The sequence below is a fragment of the Streptomyces sp. NBC_01314 genome, assembly GCF_041435215.1.
Taxonomy (GTDB): Bacteria; Actinomycetota; Actinomycetes; order Streptomycetales; family Streptomycetaceae; genus Streptomyces.
On sequence record NZ_CP108394.1, the window covers coordinates 164,761 to 182,099 of the forward strand.

At 69.3% G+C, this 17,339-nt stretch carries 13 protein-coding genes and 3 pseudogenes; 9 read left to right on the top strand and 7 right to left on the bottom strand.

The window, feature by feature from the left end; translation table 11 throughout:
• Positions 1-55: 55 nt before the first annotated feature.
• The 3 genes and pseudogenes from ltrA to OG622_RS00700 all read right to left on the bottom strand — a co-directional run bounded on the left by ltrA (position 56) and on the right by OG622_RS00700 (position 3,931).
• Positions 56-1,858, bottom strand: coding sequence for a group II intron reverse transcriptase/maturase (gene ltrA, locus OG622_RS00690; RefSeq protein ID WP_371572309.1), 1,803 nt, complete (start codon positions 1,856-1,858; stop codon positions 56-58).
• 670 nt (positions 1,859-2,528) lie between these two features.
• Positions 2,529-3,080: pseudogene (locus OG622_RS00695) on the bottom strand (ISAzo13 family transposase); the annotation flags it as partial.
• Between the two features lie 86 nt (positions 3,081-3,166).
• A complete protein-coding gene (locus OG622_RS00700) occupies positions 3,167-3,931 on the bottom strand; it encodes an IS6 family transposase (RefSeq protein WP_371572301.1) in 765 nt (254 codons plus the stop codon).
• A gap of 8 nt (positions 3,932-3,939) precedes the next feature.
• On the opposite strand from OG622_RS00700, the gene OG622_RS00705 reads away from it, so the two are divergent.
• From OG622_RS00705 to OG622_RS00715, 3 genes are read left to right on the top strand one after another with little or no spacing between them, the layout of a single operon-like run.
• On the top strand, positions 3,940-4,677 hold the full coding sequence (locus tag OG622_RS00705) for an SDR family NAD(P)-dependent oxidoreductase (RefSeq protein WP_371572311.1): 738 nt from the start codon (positions 3,940-3,942) through the stop codon (positions 4,675-4,677).
• 34 nt (positions 4,678-4,711) lie between these two features.
• Positions 4,712-5,494 (top strand): CoA transferase subunit A, encoded by a 783-nt coding sequence (locus OG622_RS00710; RefSeq protein WP_371572313.1) that lies wholly within the window; start codon positions 4,712-4,714, stop codon positions 5,492-5,494.
• Positions 5,491-6,126: a CoA transferase subunit B gene (locus tag OG622_RS00715; RefSeq protein WP_371572315.1), complete on the top strand. Its 636-nt coding sequence runs from the start codon at positions 5,491-5,493 to the stop codon at positions 6,124-6,126. The genes OG622_RS00710 and OG622_RS00715 overlap by 4 nt, the downstream gene beginning before the upstream one ends.
• A gap of 142 nt (positions 6,127-6,268) precedes the next feature.
• On the opposite strand, the gene OG622_RS00720 is transcribed toward OG622_RS00715, so the two are convergent.
• Positions 6,269-6,397, bottom strand: coding sequence for a hypothetical protein (locus OG622_RS00720; RefSeq protein WP_371572316.1), 129 nt, complete (start codon positions 6,395-6,397; stop codon positions 6,269-6,271).
• Between the two features lie 58 nt (positions 6,398-6,455).
• Between OG622_RS00720 and OG622_RS00725 the strand changes: the two are divergent.
• Positions 6,456-6,646 (top strand): annotated as a pseudogene (locus tag OG622_RS00725) (transposase); the annotation flags it as partial.
• Between the two features lie 491 nt (positions 6,647-7,137).
• On the top strand, positions 7,138-7,338 hold the full coding sequence (locus tag OG622_RS00730) for a hypothetical protein (protein WP_371572317.1): 201 nt from the start codon (positions 7,138-7,140) through the stop codon (positions 7,336-7,338).
• A 17-nt stretch (positions 7,339-7,355) separates the two neighbouring features.
• Here the strand turns inward: OG622_RS00730 and OG622_RS00735 are convergent, their stop codons facing one another.
• Positions 7,356-8,567 carry an FAD-dependent monooxygenase gene (locus tag OG622_RS00735; protein ID WP_371572318.1) on the bottom strand — a complete coding sequence of 404 codons (1,212 nt, stop codon included), beginning with the start codon at positions 8,565-8,567 and terminating at the stop codon, positions 7,356-7,358.
• 179 nt (positions 8,568-8,746) lie between these two features.
• Here OG622_RS00735 and OG622_RS00740 point away from each other — a divergent pair, with 179 nt between their 5' ends.
• Both OG622_RS00740 and OG622_RS00745 read left to right on the top strand, forming a co-directional pair.
• Positions 8,747-9,709 carry a TetR/AcrR family transcriptional regulator C-terminal domain-containing protein gene (locus OG622_RS00740; protein ID WP_371572319.1) on the top strand — a complete coding sequence of 321 codons (963 nt, stop codon included), beginning with the start codon at positions 8,747-8,749 and terminating at the stop codon, positions 9,707-9,709.
• Positions 9,710-9,790: 81 nt separating this feature from the next.
• Positions 9,791-10,509, top strand: a pseudogene (locus tag OG622_RS00745) (IS6 family transposase).
• Positions 10,510-10,796: 287 nt separating this feature from the next.
• Here the strand turns inward: OG622_RS00745 and OG622_RS00750 are convergent.
• Positions 10,797-11,102 carry a hypothetical protein gene (locus OG622_RS00750; protein ID WP_371572321.1) on the bottom strand — a complete coding sequence of 102 codons (306 nt, stop codon included), beginning with the start codon at positions 11,100-11,102 and terminating at the stop codon, positions 10,797-10,799.
• 532 nt (positions 11,103-11,634) lie between these two features.
• Entirely contained in the window at positions 11,635-15,096 is a 3,462-nt protein-coding gene (locus OG622_RS00755; RefSeq protein WP_371572322.1) for a BTAD domain-containing putative transcriptional regulator, read from the bottom strand.
• Positions 15,097-15,196: 100 nt separating this feature from the next.
• Here OG622_RS00755 and OG622_RS00760 point away from each other — a divergent pair, with 100 nt between their 5' ends.
• Both OG622_RS00760 and OG622_RS00765 read left to right on the top strand, forming a co-directional pair.
• Positions 15,197-15,781, top strand: a complete 585-nt coding sequence (locus tag OG622_RS00760) for a hypothetical protein (RefSeq protein WP_371572324.1) — start codon at positions 15,197-15,199, stop codon at positions 15,779-15,781.
• Between the two features lie 312 nt (positions 15,782-16,093).
• Positions 16,094-17,329, top strand: coding sequence for an IS701 family transposase (locus OG622_RS00765; RefSeq protein ID WP_371572326.1), 1,236 nt, complete (start codon positions 16,094-16,096; stop codon positions 17,327-17,329).
• Positions 17,330-17,339: the final 10 nt, after the last annotated feature.

Below are 17,339 nucleotides of genomic sequence, written 5' to 3' on the forward strand. Positions count from 1 at the left end.
TTGCTGCGCCGCACCCCCCTCAGAACCGTGCGTGCCCGTCGTCCGAGCACACGGCTCAAGCAGGCCCCGGAGGACTGCTGGCAGGTTGCAGTGCTGTCCGACTGCCGGTGCTGGCACCGCGCCAGCGATGGCAGTGGGTGTGAATCAGGCGGAGGTAGGCGGCGCTGTCCGGTGCACTGCGGCCCGGATCGGCGGTGATCGCGTTCTTGCGGACCGCCTGTCGGGTCACCTTGAGCCACTGCTCCCATTCCGATGGGCTCTGCGGCTCGCGGTCGGCGTGCAGGAGGAACCCGTTGCAGAGCGGACAGCGGCCGTGCTGCTTCTGCAGCAGTCGCAGCCCGGTCACGCTCAGCGGGGGTTTCCGCTTGCTCCGTCGTGCAGCCCAGTACTCGCTCAGAGCCGGGTCGTCGACCGACGCCCGACCCGGAACCATCTGGTGCCGGACAATCTTGGTCCAGGCGAACTTGGTGAGATAGGCCCCGGACTCCCGGTCACCGAACACCCACCGGTCCTGCCTGGACCGGTTGAACCGACCGAAATATCGGGACGCCACCCAGTGCTTCGACTTCTTCGGGTGGCTGTGCTTGGCCCACTTGTAGGTGAGCTTCCACATGTGGAAGTCCAAGGAGGCGAACGCCTCGCTGGACACCACACCCCGGTAGTAGGCGGCCCAGCCCCGGATGATCGGGTTGAGTTTGGCGATCACCGCTGCGGCGTTGACCCCTCGCAGGTTCACCACCTCGGCGGAGAGCCGGTCCCGCATCCGTTGCAGGGCAGCCCTGCTCGGCTTGATCAGCAGCGTGCCGCGATAGCGACGGACGTTGAACCCCAGGAAGTCGTAGCCGTCATCGAGGTGCGCTGTGCGCGTCTTGTCCTCGTTGAAGACCAGCCCCCCAGGCGCCAGCCACGCGGCGAGCCGAGCCTGGACCTGTTCGGCCTCGTCACGGCTGTGACAGAGAGCCACCAGATCATCGGCGTACCTGATCAAAATCGGCGAGCCCGCCTCGGTCTCCCCGGCATGAGCACCGGTCTGCCGATAGCGGACCCCAGCCGCCTCCTCCATCCCGTGAAGGGCCACGTTCATCAAGAGCGGTGAAACGATCCCGCCTTGCGGGGTCCCCTCCACCGTCGGGGCGAATCTCCCCTGGTCGACCACCCCGGCCTTGAGCCACTGCTCGATCAGGCCCCGGGCGGGGAACTGTCCGAGCAGGCCCAGAAGCCGGTCATGGTCGATCCGGTCGAATGCCGCCGTCAGGTCGGCGTCCAGCACCCACTGCCGCTTGGGGGCCTTGCCCTTCGCGGCCTGGAAGATGGCCTGGATCGCGTCGTGACAACCACGGCCGGGCCGAAATCCATAGGATCGCGGCTCGAACCGTGCCTCCCACTCGGGTTCGAGTGCACCAAGGACCGCAGCTTGAAGACAGCGGTCCAAGATCACGGGAATTCCTAGTGGCCTTTGACGTCCGCCTGCCTTCGGTATGAACACTCTCCTGACGGGGCGGGCCTTCCACGGAGCGGCCTTGCGCTGCATCCAGTCGGCCAGTTCGGCCTTGCCCCGGGGCAGCAGCACGACCATCCCGTCGATGCCCGCCGTCTTGCGGCCAGCGTTGACCTCCGTGACCCGCCGCACGCTCATGAGCGTGTTGGAGCGGGAGCGGAGCATCAACTTCTGCAGATTGCGGACCCGTTTGAGGTCCCCTGCCTGCGACGCCGTGAAGATCCTCTGCCTCAGCCGCCGTACTTCCCCCTCCGCCGCCTGCCAGTCGATCGACAGCCAGCCGGTGGGGTCGTCCTCCGGTCCGTTCACCGCAGCCCGGTGGACCACTGCGGAGTCCGCCGTGGGTACCGGTGTCGCCATGGTGTCCAACTTGTCCTTCGGTTAAAGCGTTGATGGTCATCGGGTCCTCACAGGCCCACCTGATCCACGTCAGCACCCTTTCGGGTCCGGACAGTGCCCGTATCCGGCCAGTTGTGCGGGACGGCCAGCGGAGGCGCTGGCCACCAGTCCCGGTTTCCTGTCGCCTTTCGGCTGCCGGCCTTGGCTTCTTGGATCATCCTGTGCCCGCTGGGGAGTTGGGCCTTCCTTACGGTCGGCTGACCGGAGACGCTGTCTCCGGACCCCATCGGGGTTACCACGTTCCACGCGAGCGAGATGCGACCGGGTTGGGTGCCCCCTTTACTCCGGGACGGCGATGCTCTCCCGGCTGGCAAAGAATCCCCAACCGGCGCCTGCCGCTTCTCAGCGGCCAGTCCTGCACCCCGCTGGAACATCCCATCTGCGGAGCCAAAGATCACGAAGCATCATCAGGGGTTCAGTCGCCTTCACCCGTCCGGTCTTCCCCTTGCCTGTGGCCTACGGATGGAACGCAGGCCCTTGGGCTTTTCCCCCGAGCTCCGCACCGAGCCGTTACCGGCAACGCACGTCGGGGTGGGGACTGGCCTTGAGCACTGGCCAGGAACTACGCTGCCGACGTCACTCGTCGGGCCTCTGACCAGCGCATTCACTCATCTCGTGCAGCATCGTGTCGCACCTCTTTCTTCTTCGCGTCCACGCTGATCACCGGGTCCCCGCTCGTCTGCTGGGCCTTGACCTGGTCGTTGATGTAGCGGAACTGCGCATCTCGGTCCGGGTGGTCCGCACCTTCCAGGACTCGGGAATTGCCCTGCAGACTGAAGCCCTCCTCGCGCAGCAGATTGCCCACCGTGTCCGCACCCACGCGGTGGCCCTGCCGGGTCAGCTCCGCAGCCAGGTGCCGGGTCGACTTGGTAGTCCACCGGAGAGGCGTCATCGGATCGCCCCGCAGGTCGGGCTCGACCAGGGCGAGCAGGGCTGGACGCATACCCGGATCAATGTCAGCGGCACGCTTGCGTCCTCCTCCAGGCCGTCGAACGCGCCCCAGCAGGGGTATGCCACGGTCCAGTTCGGCCGCTCCCCGCGAGACCGTTCCCTCGCGCACACCTGCGGCTTGCGCAACCGCCCGGACCCCGCCATGCCCAAGCGAGCGGGCCTCGGCGCCAAGCACCAACCGCCGTTGGCGCTCGTCCAAGTGCGGAAACACCGCCTTGAACTTTGCCGCCAGCACCTCACGGGGCGCTGTCAACTTATCGAGTGCGTCGTCGGGTGAAGGTGGGTCGGGGTGTGGTGGGCCGGGTTGCGGTTATGTGTTCAGGCCGCAGCGGGCTGGCTGGTGACGCCGGTTACCTGGTCCCAGATCGCGAAGCGGATGGCCATCTCGGCCCGGTGGTCGGGAGCGGTCATCAGATGGCGGCGGGGGCGGAAGTGGGGTGAGATGCCGCTGAACGCGGAGAGGAACCGCTGGGCCCCGCCGGTGCTCCGGAAGCCTTTCATCGCGTGTTCGCGCTGTCTGGTGGGCTGGTGGCTGTTCTCGGCGCGGTTGTTCAGGTACCTCGACTGCCGGTGTTCGACGGAGGGCATGACCTCGCGGTGGGCCGCACCGTAGGAGCGGAGCTTGTCAGTGACGATCACCCGGGGCACCGCACCCGTCTTCTTGAGCAGGCGGCGGAAGAAGCGCCTGGCCGCGGCCTTGTCGCGGCGGTCCTGCACGAGGATGTCAAGCACCGTCCCGTCCTGGTCGACGGCCCGCCACAGGTACCGACGTTCGCCATTGATCTTGATGAAGACCTCGTCGAGATGCCACTTGTCGCCGGGCCGGGGCTGCCGACGGCGCAGTGCGCCGGCGTAGGTCTGCGCGAACTTCAGACACCAGCGGCGGACGGTCTCGTAGGACACGACGACACCGCGCTCGAGCATGAGCTCTTCGACTTCGCGGAAGCTGAGCGGGAAGCGGTGGTACAGCCGTACGCAGTGGGAGATGATCTCGACCGGGTACCGGTGCCCTTTGTACGACGGCGACCTGCTCTTCACAACCGCCCCTCCGGCATGATCAACCCGGAGATCATCCCACGTCATCAGCCAACGTGACAGCGCCGGACGGCAAGGTCGTCGTCGTCACCGGAGCCGCGCGCGGGCAGGGCGCGGCCGAGGTCGAGGCGCTGGCCCGGGCGGGGGCGGTGGTCGTCGCCACCGATGTGACCGAGGCTCCGGGCTGTCTGCGTCTGGACGTCACCGAGGCGGCGGAGTGGGCGGCGCTCGCGGAAGGGCTGCGACGCCAGTACGGAGAGGTCCACGGCCTGGTCAACAACGCCGGCATCACCTGGCGCGCGCGGCTCCACGAGGTCACGCCCGAGGACTTCGCCCGCGTCCACGCGGTCAACGTCACCGGCCCGCTGTTGGGCATCCAGCACCTGGCGCCGTTGATGCCGCCGGGCTCGTCGATCGTCAACGTCGGCTCGGCCGCCGGGCTCACCGGGCACTACCCGGTCGCGTACACGGCCAGCAAGTGGGCGCTGCGCGGCCTGTCGAAGGCGGCCTGTGTCGAGCTGGGCCCGCGGGGCATCCGCGTGAACACCGTCCATCCCGGCTTCATCGAGACCGAGATGACCGCCTCCGCCGCGCCCGCCTTCCGCGAGGCGAACATCCGCGAGACGCCGCTGGCCCGCACCGGCACCGTCGACGAGATCACCCCGCTGGTGGTCTTCCTCCTCTCCGACGACGCCTCCTTCATCACCGGCGTCGAGATCCCCGTCGACGGCGGCTTCACCGCACACGGCGGCGCCAAGTCCATCTCCGACGCCCTGCGGTCGGCTTCCGACTGACCTCCGACTGACCTCCGATTGAAAGGACCCATACGTGAACAAGGTCAGCGCGAGCGCCGCCGCGGCGGTCGCCGACATCCTCGACGGGGCCTCGCTGGCAGTCGGCGGCTTCGGCCTGTCCGGCATCCCGGCCACCCTCATCGACGCCCTGCACGCCCAGGGCGCCACCGGCCTGAAGGTCGTCTCCAACAACTGCGGCATCGACGGCCAGGGGCTGGGCGTTCTCCTCGCCGAGGGCCGCATCAGCCGCGTGACGGGTAGCTACGTCGGGGAGAACAAGGAGTTCGCCCGCCAGTACCTCAGCGGTGAACTGGAGGTCGAGCTCGTCCCGCAGGGCACCCTCGCCGAGCGGCTGCGAGCCGGCGGCGCCGGCATCCCGGCCTTCTACACCCCGGCGGGCGTGGGCACACAGGTCGCCGACGGCGGTCTGCCCTGGCGCTACGCGGCCGACGGCAGCATCGCCGTCGCCTCCCCGGCGAAGGAGTCCCGCACCTTCGGCGGTCGCGACCACATCCTCGAACACGGCATCACCACCGACTACGCCCTCGTCCGCGCCTGGCGCGGCGACACCCACGGCAACCTGGTCTTCAACAAGGCCGCCGCCAACTTCAACCCGCTGGCCGCAATGGCCGGTCGCATCACCGTGGCTGAGGTCGAGGAGCTCGTCGAGCCCGGAGCCCTCGGCCCCGACGCGATTCACGTCCCCGGCATCTTCGTGCGGCGGGTCGTGGCCCTCACCCCTGCCCAGGCCGCCGACAAGCGCATAGAGCACCTTCGAATTTCCGCGTCTTCGACACGAGGGACCGTACTCGCATGAGCTGGACTCGCGGCCAGATGGCCGCCCGCGCCGCCGCCGAGCTGACCGACGGCAGTTATGTCAACCTCGGCATCGGCCTGCCCACCCTCGTCCCGGGCCACCTTCCGCCGGGAGTTCACGTCGTCCTGCACTCCGAGAACGGCATCCTCGGCACCGGTCCGTACCCCCGCGAGCACGAGGTCGACCCCGACCTCATCAACGCAGGCAAGGAAACCGTCACGGTCCTCCCTGGCGCCTCCTTTTTCGACTCCGCGCTCTCCTTCGGCATGATCCGCGGCGGCCACATCGACACCGCCGTCCTCGGCGCCATGCAGGTCTCCGCCACCGGCGACCTCGCCAACTGGATGATCCCCAGCAAGATGGTCAAGGGCATGGGCGGCGCCATGGACCTCGTCCACGGCGCCCAGCGCGTCATCGTCCTCATGGAACACACCGCCAAGGACGGCAGCCCCAAGATCCTCGACGAGTGCACTCTGCCCCTCACCGGCAAGGCCTGCGTCCACCGCGTCATCACCGACCTCGGCGTCATGGACGTCACCGACAATGGCCTGCTCCTCGTCGAGACCGCCCCCGGCGTCACGGCCGAGGCCATCACAGCGGTCACTGCCGCGAAGCTGCACACCGCCACCTGAGGCACGCCGGCCTGGCCGCGGCGCACAGCCAGGCCGGTAACAGGTCTTCGTCGAGGATGTGTAAGCCCATCAGATCCAGTCGCTCCCGCATTTGCGCACGTACGCGGCCCGGTCGGAGGGGGCGAGGAGCCGCCGGGGGGGATCACCCCCGCCGTGTCACGGTCTCGGAGAGGTAGGAGCAGCGGCCGTCCAGGGGGATGGTGTCGCCGGTGACTTCGAAGCGGGACATCGGGCAGGCATCCGGTTCCACGCGCTTGAAGTCGTCGGCCACGAGCCCCTGACTGTTTCACGAGGGTGCTTCAGCCTTCCAGGCGCTTGCAACAACTCATGAGGTCCGCGCATGGGACCGGGTCCACCCCGGCTCACCCATCGCTCGGCCTGGATCGACCTGGACGGCGAACTCTCCCTGATCGAGGGCACGTTGATCCGGCTCAAGGTCGACCACCTTCCCGGAGACCGTGACGTGCCACCGGTCTGGCTGTGGTCCTCCGCGACCGGCGCCACCCCGGACGACGTCGACTTTCACGTGGCGAACATGTCCGGCACGCAAAGTGCCTGGTCACGCTAACTTCTCGCGAGAGGCAGTCGGAAAATTGGAGCTCACCAGCCGCTGTCAACTCACGTGCGCCTCGCACTGCTACGCCGAGGCCGGCCCGACGAAGGGCCACGGCACCATGACCGGCGAGGACTGGCGGCGCGTCATCGACCAGGCCGCCGACCTCGACGTGAAGACCGTGCAGTTCATCGGCGGTTGTCGCCGCAGAGACCGTGTCCCATGCAGGTCGTGTCGCTTTAGGAGGCGGCGGTTGCTCCGGCCCGTGTCCCGTTGAAACGGTCCATTGTGTCGCTTTCCATTGCAACGATCACCGTATCAGGTGACGAAGGTCACTCCTGATGGCCTGTCGGTGGATGGGCTGGGTAGGCCGCCCCGCGCGTCGGGGGCACGGACACAGGGGCGGCTGGCTCAACCTCTCGTCGTGGAGGGCGCCGACCGCTGGACAGGCGGCATCGGTGACCCCTGGCCTGCAGCTGGCTGACCTCGGCTGTGTTGCGGAAGAGGAACCGGAAGTCGACGTGCTGGTGGTCCGGCTCGCCCTTGGCCGCGTTGACGGGGATGAGGTGAATGCCGAAATGGCGGGGGCCGTCGCCCACCGGGATGACGGCGTCGGCAGGGGTGCCGGTCTCCTCGGCAAGCTCGTGAACGTTCGCTGACCCGTGGCTGGGGCCGCTCACCGTATGTCCGCGGCGAGACTGTATTCCGGCAGTGCGATGTCCCCGGCCTTGGCGAACTGTGCGGCGAGCAGGTTCCGCATCGGCCAGCGGGTCATCTGGCGCATGGAGAGGTCCCGCAGGCGGATGCCGAGTCGGCCCGAAGGCGCGAATCCCGAGGCGCCGCCGGGCGGGAGCTGATGGGCCTGGCTCACGTACGGGCGCATCACCTCGTCGTAGCGGCGGAAGGCGATGCGGTGGTCGCCCTCGGCGGCCGCGAGTTCACCAGCCAGGATGTAGGCGCCGACCAGAGCCAGGCTGGTCCCCAGGCCGGTCAGCGGGGTCGCGCAGTATCCGGCGTCGCCCAGCAGCGCCACACGGCCGCGCGACCAACGGTCGAGGCGGACCTGGCCCATGGAGTCGAAGAAGAAGTCCGGGGCGGTGCGCATGGCCCGCAGCAGGCGTGGGGTCTCCCAGCCGACGCTCGCGAAGCGCTGGGCCACGAGTTCCTGCTGGGCGGCGATGTCGCGGCGGTCGTAGGCGATAGGTGCCGAGCGGAAGCTGAGACCGGCCTTGATCTCGCCGGGGAGGCGGCCGGGCCGTGCGGAGGCGACCAGTCCGCCGGGCGCGTTGTGCATCAGGTACCAGCCGTCGAGTTCCAGGTCGTCGGTGGCGGTGAACCAGGCTGTGTAGAGGCCTAGCGGGTGGACGAACTCCTGCTCCGGGCCGAAGGCCAGCGCGCGTACCACGGAGTGCGGTCCGTCCGCGCCGACGACCAGCCTGAACCGGCGCGGCGCGGCTTTCTCGAAGGTGACGGTGACCGCCTCCGCGTCCTGATCGATCTCGGTGACGGTGTCGTCGAACAGGTACTCCGTGTCCGGCAGGGTGGCCTCGTACAGCAGGTGAGCGAGATCGCCGCGGAGGATCTCGATCTCGGAGACGATTCCCTCGCCGCCGAAGCTGTCGGCGGGCACCCGCGCGGTGGTCCGGCCGGAGGCGTCGACGAGTGCGAGGCCGCGTTGGTCCACGCTCTCCGCCCTGGCCCCGTCCATCAGACCCATCCGCTCGATCACGGTGCGGCCGGCGCCGCGCAGATCCACGGTCTGCCCGCCCGGCCGGGGTTCCGGCGCGCGTTCCACGATCGTGACCCTGGAGCCTCCCTTGCGTAGCCAGTACGCCAGCGCGGGCCCGGCGATGCCAGCCCCGCAGATGAGTATCTCGTTGTTCGGCATGATGGTGAAAGTACGCCGTACGCAAGATGGTACACAAGCATGAAATCCCTTTTCAGGATGAGGTATTGAGCGGTACTGCACTAGTGCTGAGAGACGGGGAAGGTGTTCGCATGGGGGGATCGCCCGGCGTCGAGGGCTAGGATGGCGCCCATCCAGGTGCACTAGTGCGGGGGGTGTCGGTGGGCGGACAGGCGGTACCGCGCTACAGCCAGATCGTCGGCGAACTGCGGCAGCGGATCGAGACGGGTGAACTGGCGCCGGGCGATCGCGTGCCCTCGACCCGCGAGATCACCAAGCAGTGGGGCGTCGCGATGGCGACCGCGACCAAGGTACTCACCGAGCTGCGCCAGGAGGGGATGGTCCGTGCCGTCCCTGGCGTCGGGACGGTTGTGGCGGCCCCGAGCCGCCCGGTGCGGGCCGCCCGCCCCGCGGCCGCCTCACGCCCGGGCAGGCCGTCTGATGCGTCATCGGGCCAGGCGGCACTCACGCTTGGACGGATCGTCGGTGCCGCCGTCACGGTCGCCGACACGGAGGGGCTGGCTGCGGTCTCGATGCGCCGGGTGGCCGCCGAGCTCGGGGTGGCGACCATGTCGCTGTACCGGCACGTGGCCGACAAGGACGATCTGCTGACGCGGATGATGGACACGGTCATCGCGGAGTACCCGTTGCCCGCCGGCCCGCCGGAGGGCTGGCGCGAGGCGATCGAGCTAGCGGCCCGGCAGCTCTGGGACCTGTTCCGCCGCCACCCGTGGTTCGCGCCGGCCCTGTCGGTGACCCGCCCTCAGATGATCACCTCAGCGCTGCCGTACAGCGAGTGGATGCTTGCCACCCTGCACGCCCACGGACTCGACCTGCAGTCCGCCTTCACCGCGCACCTCATGTTGCTCAATTACGCCCGTGGTGTCGCAGTCCACCTGGAGTCGGAGCAGGAGGCCGAGGCGCACAGCGGCCTGGACAGCGAGGAGTGGATGGACACTCAGGAGCCCGCGCTCCTGGCGATTCTGGCCACCGGCCGGTTCCCCGCGCTCTCACGCCTTGCCACGGCCGGTTACGACCTCGACCTCGACGCCCTCTTCGAGTTCGGCCTCCAGCGCCTCCTCGACGGCCTTGCCTCACTCCTCAACGAGGGCTCCGCCGACTAAACGGAGAACTCAAGGGCACTGTCACGTTCGCTGACCGGGGTGGGAAGATCTTCGGATTGATCATGCTGGAGGAGGCTGTCCGTGGGGAACGTGTCACCGTTGCACAAGGGGCACCGGTACCCGGTCGAGGTCATCTCCCAGGCGGTGTGGCTGTACCACCGCTTCCCGCTCAGCTTCCGTGAGGTCGGGGAACTCATGCTCGAACGCGGCGTGATCGTCTCCTACGAGACCATCCGCCGCTGGTGCGCCAAGTTCGGGCAGGTTTACGCAGGCGCCCTGCGCCGCAGGCAGCCCCGGCCTAGCGACAAATGGCACCTGGACGAGGTCTTCCTCAAGACCAACGGGCGGTTGCGGTACCTGTGGCGGGCCGTCGACCAGGACGGGATGCTGCTCGACATCCTCGTACAGAACCGGCGGGACACCGCCGCGGCCGAACGCTTCTTCCGCCGCCTGCTGAAGAACACGGGTGCGGTGCCGCGGGTGATCGTCACCGACCAGCTCCGCTCCTACGGCGCGGCCCACCGCGAAATCATGCCCTCCGTCGAGCACCGCTCCCACAAGGGCCTGAACAACCGGGCCGAGAACAGCCACCAGCCCACCAGGCAGCGCGAGCGCGCGATGAAGGCTTCCGCAGTACCGGCGCTGCCCAGCGGTTCCTGTCCGCGTTCAGCGGCATCTCACCCCACTTCCGGCCTCGCCGCCATCTGATGACCGCTGCCGGCTACCGATCCGAGATGACCGTCCGCTTCGCGATCTGGGAGCAGATCACCGGCGTTGTCGGCCAGCCCGCCGCGCCGTAAGTACACAGCCGGAACCCGACTCCACCACGCCCCGGCACACCGTCAAACAACCCCACACCCAACAACGTGACAACGCCCTGTGGAGTTCTCAACCGCCGCGCGGGATCGTCGGCTGATCCTCGCGGGCGCGGGGACGACACGTCGGCCCGGCCCTTCGAATACGCCCGGAGCGAGCTACCCCCGCGGGCGCGGGGACGACACCGCGTCCGTCGGAACAGCACCGACGGAGATAGAGCTACCCCCGCGGGCGCGGGGACGACTAGCTCCGTGCTTCGCGGGTAGCTCGTTCAGGTCTCTGGCCAGCGGGGATGCGTCGGTTCCAGGCCGAGGAGATCGAGGAGATGGAGCTGGACGCCGCGGCTGATGACGATGGTGAGTGGGTCAGTGGCGCTGCCGACGCGTAGCCGCAGGCCGGAGAGGTGGTAGAGGATCATCCGGCCGGTGGGCCGGACCTGCTGGTTGCCGGGATAGAGCCCGGGCATCTTCTGCTCGCCCCCGAGGGCCCGGCGGACCTGGCGCTCGATCAGGCAGAACACGAGCAGGGCCAGGCAGATCACCGTCACCAGCGCGGCGACCCTCTTGTTGTCCTGCACGAAGACGGGGGGTGACGGCCAGGGGGCCTTTGAAGTCGCCGTAGCGGCGCTCGACGGTGCCTTGACCCTTGTGGCGCCGTAGTATCTCGGCGGCGTCGGCCTGTTCGAGGGTGAGGGTGGTCAGCAGCGCGTACCAGCCGTCGACGGCCGCTTCGGCCTGGAGGACGTCCTGGTCGAAGTGCCAGTCGAGGGTGGGCCGTCCGGTGTCGTCGGTGGTGATGGAGGTACGCAGGCAGCCGGTGACGCGGCGGGTTTTGGCGATCACGCCGATGCGGGCGGCGATCTTCTCGGCGGTGTTGTAGTAAGCGGCCGCCGGCCCCGCGCTGCAGCTTGTCGAGCTCTTCCCGGGCCTTGGCCAGGCGTTTGTCCTGGGCCCGCTGCTGACCTTTGACGTTGCCGGTGGAGTGCACCAGGATCCGGCGCGCGACGCCGCGATCCGCCTCGTCCGGATGGCCCACGACCGCGCCCCGCAGTGCCGCCCGTGCCTGCGACTGGTCCTGATGTCGCGGCACGTGACACGCCGTAGGGACCGTCACACCGGGTCCGCGACAGCGATGCGGCTGTGTTCGTGGTGGGCCGATTCCGCGAGGACTTCGGCACCGCACTGGGTGAACAGCGCCCCTGCCTGGAGGAGTTGGGCCGACGCGTCGGTGGGACGGCCGGAGGAGGACAGGGCGTTGCCTGCCGTCAGCCGGGCGGAGGCCTCGTAGAGCGGCATGCGGGCCGCGCAGAACGCGTCGGCGGCTCGCAGCGCGGTGGATGCCGCGTCGGTGTCCCGCCGAGCGAGCTGGACCTCGGCGCGGGCGAGCAGGGCGAAGCCCGTGCAGGACGGGGGTCCGTCGGAGGGCACGGCCTTGGCAGCGGCACGTGCCCAGCGCTCGGCGGCGGGGACATCGCCCCGGGCAAGCTCCGCCGCGGCCAGGGTTCGGAGCCACAGCGGACGTACCGGGGCCTCGTAGCCGGCGAGCCCGGGCCCGCCGCCGCCCTCGACCACGGTGCGGACGCAGCCGGCCGGATCGCCGGTGAGCAGCATGGCCTGACCGAGCAGCGCGGTGACCGCCGGCCTTCGGGAGCCCGGGTCGGTGACGGCCCGGGACAGTGACTCCTGACAGGTCTTCAGTGCTCCGGCGCCGTCCCCTCGCCACATGAGCACCGCGGCGTTCACCACGGTGGCCAGTGAGCAGGATTCGTCGCTCCCGACCAGCGTGGCCGCCTCCAGTGCCTCGTCGGCGTACGCCGCCGCGTCGTCCAGCCGGCCGAGCCACAGCTGCACGTAGGCGGCGGTCTCCAGCAGGTCGGCGCGGAAGACACTCTGGCCCGTGTGGCGGCAGACCCGCAGTCCTCGTCCGATCGCGTGCAGCGCGGATTCGTAGTGGCCCTGGAACATCTGTGTCCAGCAGACGGTGACAAGGGTGTTGAGGTGGTCGGCCAACTGCTGGTCGTCGGCGTCGTCCAGCGCGTCGTGTGCCAGGTCGAGGTGTTCCGTCGACCGTGTGTGGTTCCCGGATATGACATGGGCCAGCGCCAGCTGGCCGTGCGCCTCGGCGATGTGCGGCGCGTCCCGGTGGTGTTCCGCCGCGCGCAGGGCGCGTTCGGCCCAGTCGACGGAGGCGGAAAAGTCGGAGGTGCGCAGTGCGACGGCCGCGATCCCCAGGTGCAGGACCACGGTCTCGGAGGCCAGCCGCCCGTTTCTGTTCGCCAGCTCCCGCAGGAGCAGGTCCCTTGCCTGCTGGTACCGGCCGAGCTGCCATTCCGCGCGGGCGAGGGAGGCGGTCGTGCGCACCCGCGGGCCGTGCGCGTCGGCGGGAAGGAGGGCGGCGGCCTCGCGCAGGAGGTCCCGGCTGTCCTGCAGCCGTCCGGCCATACCGAGGGCATCGGCCTGCTGGAGCAGGAGTTCCGGTCGCGCCGGGTGGTGGCCGCCGAGCAGGCGCAGTGCCTCCCCGGTCCAGGAGGCCGAGGTGACCGGCGCGAGGGTCAGGACCTGCCGTGCGGCCCGTAGGAGGAGGTCGGCGGCTTCCGTGTCACCCTCGCGGGCCGAGCACTGGACATGGGGTGCCCGTGTGATCAAGGAGGCACCGCGCGCGGCCAGGCTGTCGGCGGCCCGGCCGTGCGCCTCAATCCGCCACCCGGCCCCGAGGCCCTGGTACACGGCCGCGCGCACCAGCGGATGGCGGAACTGGAACCGCCGAGTGACGTCCGACTGACGTACCAGATCCCGGTCCGTGAGTTCGTCCAGGGCCTCCAGCGCCCGCGTGTCCGAGATCCGCGCCACGGCCGCCGCCGTGCCCACGTCGAAGGTGTTGCCGAGCACCGCGGCGGCGCCCACGGTGGCGCGTGCGGTGTCCGACAGGCCTTCCAGCTCCTGCTGGAGTGCTGCCCGTACCGACTGCGGCAGTCCGTCGGGGGCCGACCCGGGGTCGGCAGGGGCCGGCGGCGGAAGGGTGCCGGTGCTACGGGCCAGCGCCTCCAGATAGAACGGATTGCCTCTGCTCTCCTCGTACAGCCGATCGAACTGCTCGTTTTCCGTTGCCGCGCCGCACAGTTCGGCGCACTCTGCCCGCGACAACGGCTGGATCTCGATCCTGGCCGACCGTCCCTCGGCCTTCGACCGGGACAGCGTCGCGATCAACCGTGGCGGGGCCTGCCGGGGCCGGTGGGCGAGCACGAGCAGCAGCGGTGTGCGCGGCGGGTGCCGTACCAGATGGTCGATGAGCTCGACGGTCGCCGCGTCCGCCCCGTGCAGGTCGTCCAGCCCGAGCAGGAGGCCCCCGGCGCCTCCCAGTGTCTCCAGCGACTCCCGCACCGACCGGTGGAACCAGTGCCTCTCGGCGGTCACCGACTTCGGCCCGTCGGGACACCACCCGGACAGGGCGGGGAAGACCGCGCCCAGCAGGCCGAGCGGGAGACCCGACGATTCGCCCAGTACGCCGAGGTGATCGTCCAGCGCGTCCACGAACACGCCGTACGGAACCTGATCCCACTCCCCGCACCGCCCGGTCAGGACGGTCAGGCCCCGTCGGCGCCCTTGTTCGCCGATCTCACCGAGCAGCCGGGTCTTCCCGATGCCGGGCTCTCCGACAAGTTCCAGCACTCCTGGCGTCCCCGCGACGGCATCCTCGATCGCCCGTTCGGCGAGCGCGAGTTCCGTGGTACGTCCGACCAGTCGGCCGACGGTTCCGCGGCGCCGCACGGCCACGGCGGCGGAGACCGGTACGGGGTCGGCGGCGAGGAGGTCGAGTGCGGGATCGGTGGTGATCATCCGCTGGTGCAGCCGCCGCAGCGGAGGGCTCGGGTCGCAGCCGAGTTCACCGGCCAGCCGTTGCCGGAGCCACTCGTAGCCGTGGAGAGCGTCGGCCGGGCGGCCGCATCGATACAGGGCGAGAAGGAACTGGCCGGCGAGCCGCTCGTCCAGCGGATGCGCCTCCGCGCGGCGTGCGAGGTCGGCCAGCAGGTCGGTGTGCTGCCCGCGCCGCAACTGGATGTCGGTGCGGTCCAGTTCGGCCCCGCGGCGCTCCTGGTCCAAGGTGGTGCGCAGAGTGTTGATCCATGGGGTGTCGAGGCCGGCGAGTGCGTCTCCCCGCCACAGCCCCAGAGCCTGGTCGAACAGGGCCGCGGCCCGGTCGTCCTGTCCGGCCGTCCGGGCACCGGCCACCAGGTCGTGGAAGCGGTGCAAGTCCACCGCCGCCCGCTCGACGCCCAGGACGTAGCCGCCGGATCGCCGGACGATGTCCGCCCCCTCCACGTCCGCCAGCGCGCGCCGGAGACGGGAGACATAGCCGTACAGCGTGTCCTTGGCCTGCCGGGGAGGATCGGCCCATACCCGGTCGACGAGCTCTCCGACCGGCACGGAACGGCCGGCTTCCACGAGCAGCACCGCCAGTACGCACCGCTGCCGTGCGTGGCCCAGGTCGAGGAGCCGGCCCTGCACCCGCGCCTCGACAGTGCCCAGCAGTCCGAAAGCCACCAGCCGGTTCAAGGTTTCCCCCAGGTTCACCGCAGGCCCACCCTGCACCGTCAGTCAGGAAGCGTGGCATGGGCATGGGGAAGAAGCCACGGTTGCCCAGCCTCGAACTGACCGAAGGAGACCTTGCGACATGCGGAAAACGCTCACACAGGCCGGCCTCGCGCTCGGCGGAATCACCTTGATCGCAACGACCGGGCTCGTCCTGGCGCCGGCAGCACAGGCCGGGGGCGCCCAGGCGGCGCAGACGACGGGGGTACAGGCACAGTTCGAAGGCAGGACGATCGACCTGTCGAAGGACTGGGGAGCCGCGAAGGCATGCATGATCTGGAAGACCGAGGGCGAGGTCCAGTGCTTCCGCACCGCCAAGGCACAGGAGCAGGCAGCCGCCGAGCTGGCGCGGAGCCAGACTCCGAGCGTGGCCGCCGCCTCCTGCTCCACCCCGCTGCGCCTGTACGAGCACGGTGAGTTCAACTACAACGGCAGCGCCAACGGTCGCACACTGTCCTTCTACGACCGCGGCTACTGGCAGAACCTGACCGACTACGACTTCAACGACAAGACGTCGTCGTACCGGATCGGCAGCTGCAACGCCCATCTGGCCGAGCACACCGGTGGTGGCGGGTACTGGTACCCGGGCAACACCAACGCCTGGCACTCGGAAGGTGTCATGTACTCGGGCTGGAACGACCGGATCAGCTCCATCTACAACACCTGACCCACACCGCGTGAGTGGTGGGGGCGGGGTCACCTCTCCCCCACCACAGCGCACCGAGGTTTGAGACACGTTTTACGCGGCACACGCAACTGCGGCCCACCGCGTCGCTGTCTCACAGTGCGTCGGGTCCATCAGGGCCGCTGTCACCGCGGGCTAGTACTCCAGCCGTAGATTGTGATCTTGTCCGTGGGGGTCGGTGCGGACATGGGTACGGCCACCGTTGATCATCGGTGTGTGAAGACAAACGATCATGCGGTGGCCGCAGGTCACAGCGTAGACCCTGCCCGTTGGCAGGAGGCGTTCGAGGGCCTGATGAGCCAGATTGCAGGCCGGTTCAGTCGGGTCGAACCGCGGCGTCGGGTCCGGCAGTTGGTGCTCGGAATGCTCTCGGATCTGCCGCGCAAGAACTGCTGGAGCATGGCCGAGTGGGCCGGGGAATCCACCCCGGACGGCATGCAGCACTTGCTCGGGCGGGCCAAGTGGGACGCCGACCAGGTCCGCGACGACCTGCGCGGCTATGTCCTGGAGCATCTGGCAGACGACCAAGCGGTTCTGGTGGTCGACGAGACCGGGGACGTGAAGAAGGGCACCAGCACGGTCGGCGTCCAGCGCCAATACACGGGCACCGCTGGCCGGATCGAGAACGCGCAGGTCGCTGTCTACATGGTCTACGCAGGTCAGCGCGGGCATGCGGCCGTGGACCGGGAACTCTACATTCCGCGCTCCTGGACCTCGGATCCTGACCGGTGCCGCGCCGCAGGGCTGAGAGAAGAGACGCGCTTCGCCACCAAGCCGGAGCTCGCGGCCCGCATGGTCACTCGGTTTCTGGACGCCGGCCACCGTGCCACCTGGGTTGCGGGCGACGAGGTCTACGGCGGCGACCCGAAACTGCGAACCGCGCTGGAGGTGCGCGGCATCAGCTACGTGCTCGCGGTGGCGTGCTCACACGGCGTCACCACCGGTGCCAGGAAGTTCCGTGCGGACAGCCTCGCCAAGAAGGTGCCCAAGCGGGCTTGGCAGAAGCTGTCCGCCGGGGCCGGGGCAAAGGGCCACCGCTTCTACGACTGGGCCGTTATTGATCTCACCGATGCCGGACCCGGCAGTCGCCAACTCCTGATCCGCCGCAACCGCAGTACCGGCGAAGTCGCCTACTACCGCTGCTACTCGCCCGAACCGGTTCCCCTGACCACGCTGGTGCAAGTCGCTGGGTCCAGGTGGCGAGTCGAGGAGTTCTTCCAGGCCGGAAAGGGCCTGGCCGCCCTGGACGAGCACCAGGTCCGCCGCTACGCATCCTGGTCCCGCTGGGTCACCCTCGCCATGCTCGCGCATGCCTTCCTGGCCGTCGTCCGCGCGGACGAACACGCCCGCAGCCCCACACCGGACGGCCTCATACAGCTCACCTGCAACGAGATCCAGCGCCTGTTCATTACGCTCGTCGTCCGGCCCGCCCCCGACATCGCCCATCGGCTCAGCTGGTCCGACTGGCGCCGCCGCCATCAGGCCCGATCCCGGACCAGCCACTACCAGCGCCGATCCGTTCCGGCATGAAGGGCAGGAC